Origin of the sequence: Micromonospora sp. NPDC049900 (assembly GCF_044461025.1) — a bacterium.
Lineage (GTDB): Bacteria > Actinomycetota > Actinomycetes > Mycobacteriales > Micromonosporaceae > Micromonospora.
On the sequence record NZ_JBITKM010000010.1, the window covers coordinates 172,254 to 185,769 of the forward strand.

Below are 13,516 nucleotides of genomic sequence, written 5' to 3' on the forward strand. Positions count from 1 at the left end.
GCCCACCGTGCCGCACGCACCACCGCGCCCTCCCGGGGCTATCTGCTGACCGTGGCGCTGCTCGCCGGTACGGCCTCGATGCCGGTGCTGGCCGCGATCAGCACCGGGTCGGCGACGGTCGGCAGCAGCGCCCTCCCGGGCAGCAGCACGCCGCCGTTCATCCCGACGCCCTCGGTCGGCCCGGTGGTGATCCCGCCACCGCCGCCCGGCGGTACCCCGGCCACCGTGGCACCCGCCCTGCCGTCGGTCGGTCCGGCCACCCCGCCCACCGATCCCGGGTCGGAGCGGCGTCCGATGCCGGCCGCGTGGCCGTTCGCGCCGTCACCGGACCACCGCCCGGAACCACCGGCCCCGCTTCCGGCGCCCCGACCGCCCGCAACCACGCCGGCCCCCATTCCGGCACCGAGCCGTACGCCGAGGCCCACCCCTTCGCCGAGCCCGCCGCCGCCCACCGCTTCGCCCTCGCCGTCACCGACCGACCCGCCCGCCTCCCCGACCACGTCGGTCGACCCGAGCATCTCCACCGACCCGGGCGCCACGCTGGACCCGTCGGAGTCCACCGGCCCGACCGCCTCGACCGATCCGACCGTCTCGGACGGGCCGACGGGGACGGGTGACCCGCCGTCGGGCGGCCCGACCACCTCGGGTGACCCGGCCGATCCGACCGACCCGCCGTCCAGCCTCCTGCCCGGGCCGGTGCCGCCGCCGTCCGACGGCAACGGCAGCGCCCGGTCGCGCGCCCGGTTCCGGCTGCGGACGCGGGGGTGTGCGCCGGAGTCCACCGGGTCCGCGTCCGAGCGCTGAGGGCCGTCTGAGCGGCCGGCCGAGCCACGCGCGCACGAGCCGGCGGAGCGCTGCGGGTCCGGGGCTTCAGCCCTCGCTCGGGCGCGCCGGTTCGGGTCGCAGCATCGGTGGGTGCAGCAGCGCGGCCGGGCCGCGTCGGAACAGTTGTGCCGGTCGACCCCGTTCGCCCTCGGTGGCGCGGCCGACCGGGTCCAGGAAGCCCGGTGTGCCGGTCACCTTGCGATGGAAGTTGCGCGGGTCGAGGGAGGTCCCCCAGACCGTCTCGTAGACCGCCCGGAGTTGGGCCACGGTGAACTCGGGCGGGCAGAACGCGGCGGCCAGCGGGGTGTACTCCAGCTTGGCCCGGGCCCGTTCCAGGCCGTCGGCCAGGATCCGTTCGTGGTCGAAGGCGAGCTGACCGGGGGACAGTCGCGCCAGCGGGAGCCAGTCGGCCGAGGCGGCGTCCGTACCGGCCACCGGGTTGGCCTGGTCGGGCAGGAGCGCCAGCCAGGCCACGGTGACCACCCGGCCGCGCGGGTCCCGGCCGGGGCGGCCGTACGTGCCGAGTTGCTCCAGGTGTCCGGCCGGCTCGGCCAGGCCGGTCTCCTCGGCCAGTTCCCGCGTGGCGGCGGCGGCCAGGTCCTCGTCGATCCCGACGAACCCGCCGGGCAGCGCCCACCTGTCCAGGTACGGCTCGATGCCGCGCCGGACCAGCAGGACGCAGAGCTGCTCCGCGCGCACGGTCAGCACGACCAGATCGACGGTCACCGCGAAGGGCGGGTACTCGGCCATCTCTTTATCACCACCTTGACGACAAAGTAGCAGACCCTTTATCGTCGTGTAGACGACAAAGGGAGGCGAGAGTCATGGCCGACGTGACGAGGCGACTGTTCCTGCGCCACCTGCGCGGCACCCCGACCAGTTGGGTGCGCCTGCACGTGGGCGGGCGGATCCGGCGCGAGGGAGTGGGCCAGCCGTTCTGGTACCGCCCACTGGGCGCAGTGCTCAGCGAGGTGCCGGTGGACGACCGCGAGCTGCCGCTGCTCTTCCACGCCCGCACCGGCGACTTCGCCGACATCACCGTGCAGGCCACCGTCACCTACCGCGTCGCCGACCCGGCGCTGGCCGCCGGTCGGCTCGACTTCTCGGTCGACCCGCGCACCGGCAGGGCGCGGGCCCGCCCGCTGGACCAGGTGGCCACCCTGCTCGCCGAGCTGGCCCAGCAACCCGCCCTCGACCTGCTCGCCCGGGTGCCGCTGGCCGAGGCGCTGACCACCGTCGCACCGGTCCGCGAGGCGGTCTCCGACGCGCTGGCCACCGAAGCACGGCTGGCCGACATCGGGGTGGCCGTGGTCAGCGCCCGGGTGGTGGCGATCCGGCCCGAGCCGGAGCTGGAACGCGCCCTGCAGACCCCCACCCGGGAGGCGGTGCAGGTCCAGGCCGACCGGGCCACCTACGCCCGCCGGGCGCAGGCCGTCGAGCAGGAACGCGCGATCGCCGAGAACGAACTCCAGAACAAGATCGAACTGGCCCGGCGCGAGCAACAGCTCGTCGAGCAGCACGGCGCGAACACCCACCGCCGGGCCGAGCTGGAGGCCGCCGCCGAGCTGGCCGCCGCGCAGGGACGGGCCGACCGGGACAAGGTGGCCGACGCCGCTGCCGCCGACCGGGCCCGGGTGCTCGCCGCCGCCGAGGCCGAGAAGGATCGGATGCTGGCCGCCGCCAAGGCCGAGGGCGTGCGCGCCGTCGGGCACGCCGAGGCAGAGGCGGAGGCGGCCCGACTGGCCGCGTACGCGGAGCTGCCGCCGGACGTGCTGCGGGCCCTGACCGTCCGGGAACTCGCCGGTCAGTTGCCGCAGATCGGCCAGCTCACCGTCACTCCGGACATGCTGACCGACCTGCTCGGTCGGCTGGCCCCGGGCCGATGAGCCGCCCCGACGGGTGGGCCGGACCGGGCCTGGCGCCCCGGGTGGTGGTGGTCAGCCGGCGCAGCGAGCTGGACGAACTGCTGGCCCGGCACGGCACCCGGGCCGCCGCCGAGTGGTATCTGGCCGCCCGGGAACGGTCGCTGACCGAGGTGATCCACCGGCACGAGGCGTTGGCGGCGGCGCTGACCACCGTCGGCGCCGCCGTGCCGGCGGACTGGCGACGCGGTGCGGTGGACCGCGACGACCTGCCGCGCTTCCTGTTCGCGCCGGAGGACGTCGTGGTCGCCGTCGGGCCGGACGGCCTGGTCGCGAACGTGGCGAAGTACCTGACCGGGCAGCCGGTGATCGGCGTCGACCCGGAACCGGGCCGCAACGCCGGGGTGCTGGTCCGGCACCGGGCCGACGGACTGGCCGCGCTGCTACCGGCGGTGGCGGCACAGCGCGCGACGACCCGCTCCCGGGCGATGGTCCGCGCCGCCCTCGACGACGGGCAGGAACTTCTCGGCCTCAACGAGGTGTACGTCGGCCACGCCTCCCACCAGTCCGCCCGTTACCTGCTCTCGGTGCCGGTGGACGGCCGGGAGCGCCGGGAACGGCACTCATCCTCCGGCGTGGTGGTGGGCAGCGGTACGGGCGCGACCGGCTGGTGTGCGTCCATCGCGCGGGACCGTCCGGGGGCGCCACGCCCGCCCGCCCCGGAGGAGGCGGCCCTGTGCTGGTTCGTCCGGGAGGCGTGGCCGTCCCCGGTGACCGGGGTGAGCCTCACCGCCGGCCGCCTCGACGACGGCGAGCGGCTGGAGTTGACCGCCGAGTCCGACGGCCTGGTGGTCTTCGCCGACGGGCTGGAGGCCGACCGGCTCACGCTCGACTGGGGGCAGCGCCTCACCGTCGACGTCGCACCCCGCCGACTCACCCTGGTCGAGCCGTGACGCGGTCAGCCGTCGTCGGCGAGGCGGTGCCGGTTGGCCTCGATCCAGGCGTCCAGGGCGGCCGGGTCGTCCGGGTCGACGCCGTCGGCCATCAACTGGGCGACGGCGGCGGTCGCCGGGCTGCGCCGCTCACCGGTGGCGTAGAGCCGGACGAACTCCGGCACCATCTCCTCGATCGCGTCGTCCGTCGCGGTCACCGCCGACGCCGGGAGCCCCCGCTTGCGGGCCGCGTACGCGGTGAAGGCACGCAACACCCGCGGCAGCATCGCCGCGTCGTCCATGTCGAGTACGGCCCGCCGGTGCACCCAGTCGAGCAGGAACAGCCCGGCCACGGTGGGGCTCCAGCGCAGCGGGTCGGTGTCCGGGAAGGTGGCCGCGTGGTCCAGCAGCAGGCCCAGGCAGAAGTGCAGGGAGGCGAGATCCCCGCCGTCGATGGCGTCCAGCCCGGCCCGTGCCGCCTCCGGCGAGGCCAGGAAACGCCGGATCAGGTCCGACCGCTCGGTCTCCGTGAGCGGTTTGTCGTCCGCCCGATCCGATGCCGACGGTGTGGCCGGTAGCACCGCCAGCCTGGCCCCGACCAGGGCCCGGTCGGTGGCCAGCGAGCCCGCGCCCGGCAACTGCCCCAGGCGGTCGGTCACCGCCAGGTGCCGGCCCACCTCGTCGCGCATCCGGGTCGGGTCCTCCTCCCGGAACCAGGTCAGCTCGTCGTCGGCGCAGAGCTGCCGGACCTGGTCGAGGATCCGTGCCGCGGGCCCGCCGACGAAGACGTCCTTGGTGATGCCGATGTTGTGGTCGACCAGGGCCACCAGTGCGTGCTCCGGACCGCCGGTGGCGTCGTCGTAGGCGAAGGTGGCCAGATAGGAGGTCTGGTCGCCGTACACGTCGCCGTACGCCCACGCGCCGGTGAGGTGCACCTTGCCGAGCTGCCCGGACCAGGTCGGTGCGGTGGCACCGGGGCGTACCCGGTCGGCGCCGGTGGCGTCCGGGACCAGGGCGGCGAAGACCGCGCGGACGGTGGTCGCCGCGGCGGTCCGCCGTCGCGAGGTGGCGGCGAGGAACCCGCCCACGAACTCGCGGATCGCCGTCTCCCGGTCGGTCTCCGCCACCTCGTAGACACTGCCCAGCAGTGCCGCGCCGAGCATCTCCGCGTCCAGCGCGGTATCGAGCTTGGTCACGTCGCGCGCGGCGTGCAGCACCGCGTCGTAAGGAGTCTGTGGCGTGGCCATGACCCGACACTACGCGCCTGCCGCGCAGTCATGTGCCGAGCGAACCGACGGGCGTGGCCCCGACCGGGGCTCACCGGTGCCGGGCGACCTCCAGCACGGTCCGCGCGTCGGCGTGCGCGGCGATCACGGCCCGCACCGGTGACAGCACGTACTCCTCGCCGACCTGGCCCATCGCCCTGGTCAGCCGGGTCTCGGCCCGACGGCGTGCCCGACCGGCCGCCCACCGGCTGATCGGCCGGGTCAGGGCGGCCAGCAGCAGTCCGGCCAGCAACCCGCCGAGCAGCAGCAGCGTCGGCGTCGGCACCTCGCCGACCATCGGATGCTCCAACTCGGGCAGCCCCAGGATCCGCAGCGCGTAGCCGAGGAACAACCAGGCCAACCCGGCCACCGCCGCGACGGTCACCACCCACTGCAACCCGCCGACCAGACGCCACCAGGTGCGGGGGCGGCTCAGGCCCAGGTCGGTGCCGGCGAGTGCGCGGTCCAGCGCGTCCGGCAGGTCGGCGAGGCGCGAGCGGGCCGCCGCGCTCACCGCCGCCGGCCAGGCGCTCGGCAAACCCTCACCGGCCCGCTCGGCCACCGTACGCAGGGCAAGCGCCAACGCCGACTTGTCGGCGGCGCCAGGCTCGGGCACGGAGGTCGCGGCGGCCAGAGCCTGCTCCGGGTCGTCCCCGGCGGGCTGCGCACCGGCCAGGTGCAGTCGGCGCAGCGGATCGGGTCGCAGCCGCCGCCAGAACCGCACCAGCGGCCAGCCGGTGCTCGACGCGGCCCGGTGCCGGTACGCCTGCTCGACCGCGTCGAGCACGGTCGGCACCCCGGCCACCGCGCTCAACGCCCGGTCCAGCTTGGCCACCGCCGGGTCGTCGGCGGCGAGGGCCGACCGGGGTGCCCCGACCATGTCGTCCAACGTGTCCACGACCGCGTCCAGGTCGCCGGTGAGGCGGCGCAGTGCCGCCTGCCGCTCGGCGACCGTGCGTTCCAGTTCCGTCCGCAGCACCTCGTGGCCGCTCGGGTCGACGATCGTGGTGGCCAACAGCGGCACGCCGTCCAGCCCGTCTGTATCGAGCAGTCGGCGCAGGTCGGCCAGCACCCGGGGCACCTCGGCCGGGGGCAACCGGTCGGCCTGGTTGAGCACGACCAGGGTCACGTCCCGGTGCCGCTGGAACTCCCGCAGGTAGGCGGCGTGCACCACCCGGTCGGCGTACTTCTCCGGGTCGACCACCCAGATCACCAGGTCGACCAGGCCGAGCAGCCGGTCCACCTCCAGGCGGTGCGTGTGCTGCACCGAGTCGAAGTCCGGCAGGTCGAGCAGGATCAGCCCGTGCAGGGCGGACTCGTCGTCGCCGTCGAGCAGGCTCTCCCGGACGAACCGGTGCTTGGGCAGTACGCCGAGCCAGTCGAGCAACCGGGTACCGCCGTCGAGCGGACCCCACACGCAGGCGTGGGTCACGCCGGTGGTGGGGCGGCGGACGCCGACCGGCGACAGGTTCCTGCCGGCCATCGCGTTGAACAGGCTCGACTTGCCGCTGCCGGTGGCACCGGCCAGCGCGACGACGGTGTGGTCACGGGAGAGCGACAACCGGGTGCCGGCGCGTTCCACCAGGGTGCGCGCCGGGCTCAGCGGGGTGTCCGGCAGGTATCCGTCGACGAGCCCGAGGAAGCGGTGCACCGCCTCCAACCGGGCGGCCAACTGGTCCGCGTCCACCCGTCCGTCGCTGATCCGCAACGCCTCGCGGAGACGTCCCCCCATGCCCATCACGCTGCCGCCCCACTGCGATCGTCCGTGGCGAAGCCGCTGCGCGACCGGGCCGCCTCCACCTGGGCGGTCGCCTCACGCAGCGCCGCCGCGTGCCGGGCCGACGGGCGGGCCTGATCGGTCCGGTCCAGATACCGGGCGGCCTCCTCGTCGAGCAGCGCGCGTACCCGGTCCAGCAGATCCTCCCGGGACTTCGCGGCCAGCGTCCGGACGGCCTGGTCACCGAAGATCGCCTGGAGTACGGCCTGACCGGCGACGGTGGTGCCGGCTCCGGTGGCGACCTCCAGGCCGGTCGGGATGAACGCCGTCGAGGCGAACACCGCGATCATGACGGCCAATCCGGTGGCGTTGACCGCGTACGCCGCCGTACGGGCCACGAAGCGCCGGTCACCGCCCTCGGCCCGGACCAGCTCCAACACCCCGCGTTGCCAGTCCCGGACCAGCCGCTCGGCCCGCTCGGGCAGATCGGCCGAATGGTGCGCCAGATCCGGGGTGAGCAGTGCGGCACCCGCCGGATGCGCCTTCCACCCGGTGTACGCGTGCTCGGCCGCCTCGGCGGCCACGCCCCGCAGCAGCGTCGTCAACTGGGACTCGATGGCGTCGCGCAGCTCCACGGCGGGGGCCGGGCGTCGACTGAACGCCGCCGTCAGGCGGTCGCGCAGCCGCCCGATCCGCGCCTCCAGGCTGCGGAAGAGGTCGCTGGTGCCGATGAACTCCTGCCACCGGGCCAGCACCTCGCCCCGGAGCAGCCGACCGTCGCGCAGGCCCTGCTCGACCATCCGGTTCGCGGCCCGATAGGCGGCCAGTACCCGTTCGTCCAGGGCGTCGGCGGCGGTCACCTGCTCGTCGGCGGCGACGGCCAGACTCTCGACCGACGGCGCCAGCGCGGCCAGTGCGCCACCGAGGGTCTGCCGGACCACCGCCGCGCGGGCGTCGGCGTCGGCGGCCAGCCGGGCGAACCAGTCCGCCAGTGGCGCGGTGACCCGGTCCGGCAGCAGCCCCTGGCCGTCGACCCAGGTCTCCGGCAGGACGAACAGCGGCGCCGCGCCGAGATCCTGCTCGGCCAGCATCTCGGCGAGGTGTGCGGCGACCTCGTCGGTGGCCTCGGCGGGCACCCGGTCGAGCACCAGCGCGATGACCGCGCCGCGGGCCCGGGCGCCGTGCAGCAGTTCCCAGGGCACCGCGTCGGCGTACCGGGCGGCGGTGGTGACGAAGAGCCAGAGGTCGGCGGCGGCGAGCAGTTGGTTGGCCAGCGCGCGGTTGGCGTCGACCACCGAGTCGATGTCGGGGGCGTCCAGGAACGCGAGCCCGGGGGCCAGGGCCGGCGCGGTGACCAGGTGCAGCGAGCGCGGGTCGTCGCTGGGCTGGTTGGTGCGGGTCAGCCCGGGCAGCAGTTCCCCACGACGAAACCAGGGCGAGTCGGCCGGATTACAGACCAGGACCGGGGAGCGGGTGGTCGGGCGCAGCACCCCGGCGGCGCTGACCCGCGCCTGGACCAGGCTGTTCACCAGGGTCGACTTGCCGGCACCGGTGGACCCGCCGACCACCACGAGCAGCGGCGCGTCGAGGCGGGAGAGCCGGGGCAGCAGGTAGTCGTCGAGTTGGTCGGCGAGAGCGGTGGCGGTCCGGCCGGCGGGCTCCGCCGAGGGCAGGACCAGCGGGAAACGCGCCGCTCCGATCGCGGCCCGCAGGCTGGTCAGCGCGGCGGGCAGGGCGTCGTCCCCGAATGCCGCGGGCCGGTCCTCCCCGCCGGTGGAGCCGGTGCGGGCTGCGACGGCGGGCGTGCCGAAAGGTGAGGCGGGATCGCCGTTCGTCGTCACCGCTAAAGCGTGCCCGACCGACACAAGGTAAGACAACCAGTCGGTATCGAACGGTGACTTGCGCCAACCCGACTCAACCCTGACTTGACGATTCCGGGGAGCGTGGCACTATTGAGTCAAGTTCACTCAACTTGAGGTGGGGTCGCTGTGGGCGACACCGCCGGTCAGGGCGACGGGGGGACCGTCACCTGCTCAACGTTACGAAGCGAGGAAGCGAAGATGGCACGTGCGGTCGGTATCGACCTCGGCACGACGAACTCCTGCGTCAGCGTCCTGGAGGGCGGTGAGCCCACCGTCATCGCCAATGCCGAGGGCTCGCGGACGACCCCGTCGATCGTCGCGTTCGCCCGCAACGGCGAGGTGCTCGTCGGCGAGGTGGCCAAGCGCCAGGCGGTGACGAACCCGGACCGGACGATCCGCTCGGTCAAGCGGGAGATCGGCACCAACTGGTCCGTCGACATCGACGGCAAGAAGTACACCCCGCAGGAGATCTCGGCCCGGACGCTGATGAAGCTCAAGCGGGACGCCGAGGCGTACCTGGGCGAGCAGATCACCGACGCGGTGATCACCGTCCCGGCGTACTTCAACGACGGCCAGCGTCAGGCCACCAAGGAGGCCGGTGAGATCGCCGGCTTCAACGTGCTGCGGATCGTGAACGAGCCGACCGCGGCCGCCCTGGCGTACGGCCTGGACAAGGGCTCCAAGGAGCAGACCGTCCTGGTCTTCGACCTCGGTGGCGGCACCTTCGACGTGTCGCTGCTGGAACTGGCCGAGGGCGTCATCGAGGTCAAGTCGACCAGCGGTGACAACCTGCTCGGCGGTGACGACTGGGACCAGCGCATCATCGACCACCTGGTGAAGACCTTCCGGGGCGAGCACGGCATCGACCTGTCGCAGGACAAGATGGCGATGCAGCGGCTCAAGGAGGCCGCGGAGAAGGCCAAGATCGAGCTGTCCGCCGCCACCACCAGCAACATCAACCTGCCGTACATCACCGCCGGTTCCGCCGGCCCGCTGCACCTGGACGTGACGCTCAGCCGCGCCGAGTTCCAGCGGATGACGCAGGACCTGCTGGACCGCTGCAAGGGCCCGTTCGAGCAGGCCGTCAAGGACGCCGGGATCAAGGTCTCGGACGTCGAGCACGTGATCCTGGTCGGTGGCTCGACCCGGATGCCGGCCGTGACCGAGCTGGTCAAGCAGCTCACCGGCCGCGACCCCAACAAGGGCGTCAACCCGGACGAGGTCGTCGCCGTCGGCGCCGCTCTCCAGGCCGGTGTGCTCAAGGGCGAGGTCAAGGACGTCCTGCTGCTCGACGTGACCCCGCTGAGCCTGGGCATCGAGACCAAGGGCGGCATCTTCACCAAGCTGATCGAGCGCAACACCACCATCCCGACCAAGCGGTCCGAGGTGTTCACCACCGCCGACGACAACCAGCCGTCGGTGCTCATCCAGGTCTTCCAGGGTGAGCGCGAGATCGCCGCGTACAACAAGAAGCTCGGCACCTTCGAGCTGACCGGTCTCCCGCCGGCCCCGCGTGGCGTGCCGCAGATCGAGGTCACCTTCGACATCGACGCCAACGGCATCGTCAACGTGCACGCCAAGGACCTGGGCACCGGCAAGGAGCAGAAGATGACCATCACCGGCGGCTCCTCGCTGCCGAAGGATGACATCGAGCGGATGCGCCGGGACGCCGAGGAGCACGCCGAGGAGGACAAGCGTCGGCGCGACGAGGCCGAGAGCCGCAACGTCGCCGAGGCCCTCCAGTGGCAGACCGAGAAGTTCCTCGCCGAGAACGGCGACAAGCTGCCCGCCGAGAACCGCGACAAGCTGAACGAGGCCCTCGGTGAGCTGCGCGGCGCGCTCGGCGGCAGCGACATCGATAAGATCAAGTCGGCGCACGAGCGGCTGGCGCAGGTCTCGCAGGAGGCGGGCTCGCTGCTCTACGCGCAGCAGGCCGAGCAGGCCCCGGGTGGCGAGCCGGGCGGCGCGGCCGGTGCTGCCGGTGCCGGTGCGGCCGGTGCCACCGGCGGTCCGGCCGGCGGTGCGCGGCCCGGCCAGGACGATGTGGTCGACGCGGAGATCGTGGACGAGGACAAGAAGTGACGGTCCTGGTCGAGGCGATCTGCACGGGCAGAGGGATGAGGTAGTCGTATGACGGAGAAGCCACGAGCCGCTGACCCGGGCGACACCGGGTCGGCGCCGGGTGGCTCGGCGTCCGAGCCGACCGCCGGCGAGACGCCGCGCGTCGTCATCCGCAACAACCGCAAGATCAACCAGACCCGCGAGCCGGAGGGGGCGGCGGCTGACGCCGGCTCCGACGTGTCGGCCGAGGGGCTGGTCGAGGACGCCGAGGTCGTGGTCGACGCGATCGAGGTCGAGGCCGAGGCGCTGAGCGAACCGACCACCGAGGGCCCGCCCGTGGTGGACTCCCCGGCCAAGCCGGTCGGGGAGCCGTCCGAGACGGCCGGTCGCGGGCTCGGTGCGGAGGTGGAGGCGCTCCGCGCCGACCTGGAGGAGCGCACTCGGGACCTGCAACGGGTCACCGCCGAGTACGCCAACTACCGCAAGCGGGTCGAGCGGGACCGCGGTCTGGTCACCGAGCAGGCGACCGGCTCGGTGCTGGCCGCGCTGCTGCCGATCCTGGACGACCTGGACCGGGCCCGGGAACACGGTGACCTGGTCGGTCCGTTCGGTTCGGTGGCCGAGCAACTCACCACCGCGCTGGGCAAGTTCGGGCTGACCCCGTTCGGCGAGCAGGGCGACCCGTTCGACCCGACGCTGCACGAGGCCGTGGCGCACCAGACCTCGGCCGACGTCACCGAGCCCACCTGCGTGCAGGTGATGCGTCGGGGCTACCAGATCGGTGAGCGGCTGTTGCGGCCCGCGATGGTCGCGGTCGCCGACCCGGAATAGTGCACGACGGTGACCGGGCCGTTCCACCCGCCGAACTCCGGCGGGCGGGACGGCCCGGAGCCGGAGGTGGGGAGGAGGTGGACGGTTGAGTTCCAAGGACTGGATCGAGAAGGACTACTACGCGGTCCTGGGCGTGGCGAAGACCGCCTCCGCTGACGAGATCAAGAAGGTGTACCGGAAACTCGCCCGGGAGTCGCACCCGGACCACAACCCGGGCGACCCCAAGGCCGAGGAGCGCTTCAAGTCGGTCTCCGAGGCGTACGCGGTGCTCGGTGACGACGCCAAGCGCCGCGAGTACGACGAGATGCGCTCGCTGTTCGGCTCGGGCGCGTTCCGGCGCGGCGCCCGCCCGGGTGGCCAACCCGGTGGCATGCCGTTCGACGTCTCCGACCTGTTCGGCAGCGCGCAGTCGGCCGGTGGTGGCCGGTTCGCCGGGGGCGGCATCTCGGACCTGTTCAGCTCGATCTTTTCGGGCGGCGCGGGTGGTGGAGGTGCCACCGGTCCGGCCCGGGGTCGCGACATCGAGACCGAGGTGGCGCTCGACTTCGACGACGCCGTACGCGGGGTGACCCTGCCGCTGACGCTGCGGGCACCCGGGGTTTGCGACACCTGCCACGGCAACGGTGCGAAGCCGGGCACGGTGCCGAGGACCTGCCCGGTCTGCCACGGTGCCGGGGTGACCCACCGGAACCAGGGTTCGTTCAGCCTCGCCGAGCCCTGCCGCAACTGCCAGAGCGCCGGGACCGTGGTCGACGAGAAGTGCCCCGAGTGCCAGGGCACGGGCGGGGTGACCAAGGCCCGTACGCTCAACGTCCGTTTCCCGGCCGGGGTGGCCGACGGGCAGCGGATCCGACTGGCGGGCCGGGGCGAGCCGGGCGAGCGTGGCGGCCCGGCGGGTGACCTGTTCGTGCACGTCAAGGTGCGGCCGGACGACCTGTTCGGGCGCTCCGGCGACGACCTCACGCTGACCGTGCCGATCACCTTCGCCGAGGCGGTGCTCGGCACCGATCTGCGGGTGCCGACGCTCGACGGCGCGGTGACCCTGCGGGTGCCGGCGGGTACGCCGAGCGGGCGGATCCTGCGGGCCCGGGGCAAGGGTGTGAGCCGTCGGGACGGCCAGACCGGGGACCTGCTCGTCACGCTCGACGTGGTGGTGCCGGCCCGGGTCTCCGACGAGGCACGCGCGGCCCTGGAGACGTTCGCCGCGCAGACCTCGCCGGCGGCGCGGGAACATCTCGACGCGCGGGTGCGTCGGAGCGGATGATCGGTGAACCGGTGCGGAGGTGAACGGGATGGACGGATTCGTCGGTTCGGATGACCCCACCTACGAGGCCAAGGTGCTGATGATCTCGGTCGCGGCGCGGATGGCGGGGATGCACCCGCAGACGTTGCGGCAGTACGACCGGCTGGGCCTGGTGCAGGCCGGCCGGGCGGCCGGGGGCGGTCGCCGCTACAGCGTGCGGGACGTGGTCCTGCTGCGCGAGGTGCAGCGGCTCAGCCAGGACGACGGCGTGAACCTGGCCGGGATCAAGCGGATCATCGGCTTGGAGCGGCTGTTCGAGCAGGCACAGCAGCGGGTCGCCCAGTTGGAGGCCGAGCTGGAGGCCGCGTACCGCCGGATCGCCGAGCTGGAGTCGCTGGCCCGCTTCCCCGGGCGTGACCTGGTGCCGACCAACCAGACCTCGACGGCGCTGGTGGTCTGGCGTCCCCGACGCAGCCCCGGCCGCTGACGATCGATCCGGCCCCGGTGCGGTGAAGACCGCGCCGGGGCCGTCTCGTGTCCGCAGGCCGGACCTGCCGAATCCACCCCGTCCCGCGCCCGTCTCCGCTACCCTGAAAATCAGGTTCAAACAACTCAATTCGGACTTCTACGCTGGCGGGGGGAGCCATGACGGACGCGGCGAAGAAGGTGGCCGAACAGGCGGAACGTCGGCTCGACCGGTTGTCCGAGAACGTCCAACGGAGGTTCGACCGGATCACCAAGGGGCGCTTCGCCGACCAGATCCGCAGCGGCCGGTTCAGTGGCCAGGGGGCCCGATCCTCCGGCCCGGCCCCGTCGGACGGCCGGTCCGCCGGCCCGGGTCAGGGTCGAGCCGGTCACGGCGCCGGCCGGGTACGGACCGACCAGCACCGCCGGGAACACGGCGGCCAACCCCGCTGA

The 13,516-nt window shown here is 73.6% G+C and carries 12 protein-coding genes; 7 read left to right on the forward strand and 5 right to left on the reverse strand.

Annotation, left to right across the window (positions count from 1 at the left end):
- Window positions 1-38: 38 nt before the first annotated feature.
- Together ACIBMZ_RS21875 and ACIBMZ_RS21880 are read right to left on the reverse strand one after the other, a co-directional pair.
- Complete coding sequence (locus tag ACIBMZ_RS21875; protein ID WP_396696539.1) at window positions 39-782, reverse strand: hypothetical protein; 744 nt, start codon at window positions 780-782, stop codon at window positions 39-41.
- 88 nt (window positions 783-870) lie between these two features.
- On the reverse strand, window positions 871-1,575 hold the full coding sequence (locus ACIBMZ_RS21880; protein ID WP_396696541.1) for an NUDIX domain-containing protein: 705 nt from the start codon (window positions 1,573-1,575) through the stop codon (window positions 871-873).
- A 74-nt stretch (window positions 1,576-1,649) separates the two neighbouring features.
- Between ACIBMZ_RS21880 and ACIBMZ_RS21885 the strand changes: the two genes are divergently transcribed.
- Window positions 1,650-2,711 (forward strand): SPFH domain-containing protein, encoded by a 1,062-nt coding sequence (locus ACIBMZ_RS21885; protein ID WP_396696543.1) that lies wholly within the window; start codon window positions 1,650-1,652, stop codon window positions 2,709-2,711.
- Complete coding sequence (locus ACIBMZ_RS21890) at window positions 2,708-3,640, forward strand: hypothetical protein (RefSeq protein ID WP_396696545.1); 933 nt, start codon at window positions 2,708-2,710, stop codon at window positions 3,638-3,640. The genes ACIBMZ_RS21885 and ACIBMZ_RS21890 overlap by 4 nt, the downstream gene beginning before the upstream one ends.
- A 5-nt stretch (window positions 3,641-3,645) precedes the next feature.
- Here ACIBMZ_RS21890 and ACIBMZ_RS21895 read toward each other — a convergent pair whose 3' ends face one another.
- The 3 genes from ACIBMZ_RS21895 to ACIBMZ_RS21905 all read right to left on the reverse strand — a co-directional run bounded on the left by ACIBMZ_RS21895 (window position 3,646) and on the right by ACIBMZ_RS21905 (window position 8,442).
- Window positions 3,646-4,866 carry a hypothetical protein gene (locus ACIBMZ_RS21895; RefSeq protein WP_396696547.1) on the reverse strand — a complete coding sequence of 407 codons (1,221 nt, stop codon included), beginning with the start codon at window positions 4,864-4,866 and terminating at the stop codon, window positions 3,646-3,648.
- Between the two features lie 70 nt (window positions 4,867-4,936).
- Complete coding sequence (locus ACIBMZ_RS21900; protein WP_396696549.1) at window positions 4,937-6,616, reverse strand: GTPase family protein; 1,680 nt, start codon at window positions 6,614-6,616, stop codon at window positions 4,937-4,939.
- Between the two features lie 5 nt (window positions 6,617-6,621).
- Complete coding sequence (locus ACIBMZ_RS21905; protein ID WP_396696551.1) at window positions 6,622-8,442, reverse strand: ABC transporter; 1,821 nt, start codon at window positions 8,440-8,442, stop codon at window positions 6,622-6,624.
- A 219-nt stretch (window positions 8,443-8,661) separates the two neighbouring features.
- Between ACIBMZ_RS21905 and dnaK the strand changes: the two genes are divergently transcribed.
- From dnaK to ACIBMZ_RS21930, 5 genes are all read left to right on the forward strand, one after another.
- On the forward strand, window positions 8,662-10,545 hold the full coding sequence (gene dnaK, locus ACIBMZ_RS21910; protein ID WP_396696553.1) for a molecular chaperone DnaK: 1,884 nt from the start codon (window positions 8,662-8,664) through the stop codon (window positions 10,543-10,545).
- Window positions 10,546-10,593: 48 nt separating this feature from the next.
- Complete coding sequence (grpE, locus tag ACIBMZ_RS21915) at window positions 10,594-11,355, forward strand: nucleotide exchange factor GrpE (protein ID WP_396696555.1); 762 nt, start codon at window positions 10,594-10,596, stop codon at window positions 11,353-11,355.
- 85 nt (window positions 11,356-11,440) lie between these two features.
- Window positions 11,441-12,619, forward strand: a complete 1,179-nt coding sequence (dnaJ, locus tag ACIBMZ_RS21920) for a molecular chaperone DnaJ (protein ID WP_396696557.1) — start codon at window positions 11,441-11,443, stop codon at window positions 12,617-12,619.
- A gap of 28 nt (window positions 12,620-12,647) precedes the next feature.
- Complete coding sequence (locus ACIBMZ_RS21925; protein WP_117228004.1) at window positions 12,648-13,085, forward strand: heat shock protein transcriptional repressor HspR; 438 nt, start codon at window positions 12,648-12,650, stop codon at window positions 13,083-13,085.
- A gap of 158 nt (window positions 13,086-13,243) precedes the next feature.
- Window positions 13,244-13,516, forward strand: a complete 273-nt coding sequence (locus ACIBMZ_RS21930) for a hypothetical protein (RefSeq protein ID WP_396696560.1) — start codon at window positions 13,244-13,246, stop codon at window positions 13,514-13,516.